This window comes from Paenibacillus sp. sgz302191 (assembly GCF_057749925.1).
Genome location: NZ_JBYLHY010000073.1, coordinates 1 through 2710, shown reverse-complemented (window position 1 = coordinate 2710; position 2710 = coordinate 1). Strand labels below are relative to the sequence as shown.

The following is a 2710-nucleotide window of genomic DNA, read 5'->3' as shown; positions in this document are numbered from 1 at the left end:
CGCTGGTACTACCCGTGCGCGTTGTTCCTAGACAACCTGCTCAGAAATGAACAACAAAACTAGGGGGTTTCTAAAGAGACCTAACTTCATATCTGAATGGATGGGGGAAATCCCCATCACGTTAGAAGATTGGCTAACGTTCCTTGAGACTCCGACATGCAAAAAGGAATACCATTCTCTTTGTATGAAGCTCGGTAAAGACGGCGAAAACCATTCCTGTGATGGAACGAAGTAGTCGGAGGGCTACAAAGTGGCTATGCTGAGAATGGCTCAATGCCTGACAAACCTTCGAATGTACAGCTCGAAAACCAGAAATAACCGAAGCAGAAGGTTGTTGCTCCTGTAAGGGAGTCCATCGTGGACAAAATACTGGGTAGTATAATGTCTACCCCATTCCCATAAAGGAATGGAGTTCTGAATCCACCAATCATGGATAAAAGAATGATGGACGGGCTAGAGAAGGCAGCTAAGGACACACATGTAAAGCTAAGATATGAGGAACAACGGAACTACGGAAGAGGATGGAAACGAATGGTATTTCGAAAGCCTCTAAACAGTAAGAAATGACTGTTGAATCCGTAGGACAGCAGCCCGTAGTAGTTTGAGACAGGGAAAGCCTGTTACATGGCGAAGGGGCATAGTCTTTACGTACACGATATGAAATGTCAACTGTCAAGGAAGCTGAAGCGCACCTGACTAAACCCAGCAAAGCCGCACCCATAAGGAGGTGGTGACGTTGGCTCAACAATTTGACTATCCGAAATCTGAACAACAACTCCGAACTATCCAAGACAACATGTTTGCCCTCTCCAAGAGAGCAAAAGAATCACGAACCAGACCAGCGTTTAAAGGGTTAATGGAAATCATCACATCGGAAGCCACTATCATTACAGCAATTCACAACATCAAATCTAACAAGGGCAGTAAAACCGCAGGAACGGATGAGGAAGTCATCATGAAATATCTTCAACAAAGCTACTCTCAAACAATCGAAGATATTCGCAAATACACAAGTCATTATAAACCAAATCCAATCCGCAGGGTATGGATACCAAAGGCTGGAAAGAAGGAATTGCGCCCATTGGGGATACCTACCATAATGGATAGAATTCTTCAAGAATGCATTCGATTGGTGATCGAACCAATCATGGAAGCGCAATTCTTCGAACACTCCTACGGATTTAGACCCATGCGAAATGCTCATCAGGCCCTTGAAAGACTAACAGATGTTGTGCATAAGACTGGGTATCATTGGATTGTTGAGGGAGATATAGTAAATTCTTTGATACGGTAAATCATAGACGATTGCTACACCGCCTATGGGAAATGGGTATCAGGGACAGAAGATTACTTCAAATCATCAAAGTAATGCTGGAAACAGGCATCATGAAAGAAACTTCTGTAACCGATTTAGGAACGCCGCAAGGCGGTATCCTGTCCCCTCTTCTAGCCAATGTATACCTAGATATTTTTGACCAGTGGGTTACATACCAGTGGGTGGATAAGCCGACAAAATACAAACACGCGAAACAAAACAACAAACTGGCTTCACTTAGACGAACGAAAATTCGTCCAGCTTACCTCATTCGGTATGCCGATGATTGGGTTCTTGTAACGCAATCTAAGGACGAAGCCCTGAAATGGAAAGAACGTATTACCCAATTCTTGAAAAACGAATTAAAACTCTCACTGTCCGATGAGAAAACAACCATAACCCATATAACCCGACATAAAGTAAAATTTCTGGGATTCGAATACAAAGTTGTCAAAGGAAATTCAAAAAGGGGATTTATCTCACGAACAAAACCAAACACCGAAAAGATTAATTCCAAGGTCAAAACGCTTTTGAAAAAGGTAAAAGATTTGAAAAGACAACCAACGATGGAACAATTAATCCATCACATCAACCTTATCAATAGCACTATTCGTGGGATAATTAATTACTACAAATCAGCAACATGGGTAAACTTTGAGCTCGCAAGGTTCGCATTTAAATTAAACTGGGTCTGCTACGCAAGTCTGAAAAAATATGGAGTAAAATGGTTGCCGGCAAATCAAGTAAATAACTTAACATCTATCCATTCGCAGTATACAACGAAGATCCCAGCTATGATATACCAAGGAAGCACAATTGGGATAACTAATTTATCCTTCTGTAAATGGGAAAAGACACGTCTGAAAAAACAAGAAGAAACGCCATACACTCCAGAAGGAAGACAACTAAACGCCGAAATAACAGGCAAGAAGCCACTAATGGTAAGGGCTGACGAATTACTAAGCATACATCTCTCGGGACTAATTGCAAAAGGCCTGACAGCTGGCATATACAACTTTGAATACTATATGAATCGTGCCTATGCTTATAACAGAGATAAAGGAAAGTGCAGAATCAGTAGACAAAAACTCTTTCCTCACGAAGTTCACATTCACCATATCAGCCCTAACTTACCAATAGACCAAGTTAATAAAGTGAGAAACCTTGCGATCATACACAAAGATTTGCACCCACTTATTCACAGTACCGAAGACTACTCCCATCTAGGTACTAAGGTTTGGAGAAAGATCACAGATTTTAGAGAAAAGCTGATAATAAGTATCGTTACGTAAAGATGGAACGCCGTATGCCGCGAAAGTGGCACGTACGGTGTGAGACAAGGGAAAAGGCAACCCTAACGGAATATGCCGAGGGTGAGCCTTACCTATTGTCATC

Annotated in this window: 1 pseudogene; it reads left to right on the top strand. The window is 41.8% G+C overall.

From position 1 onward, the window contains the following. Positions 1-796 precede the first annotated feature (796 nt). Positions 797-2607 (top strand): annotated as a pseudogene (gene ltrA / locus AC3G2T_RS38580) (group II intron reverse transcriptase/maturase). Positions 2608-2710: the final 103 nt, after the last annotated feature.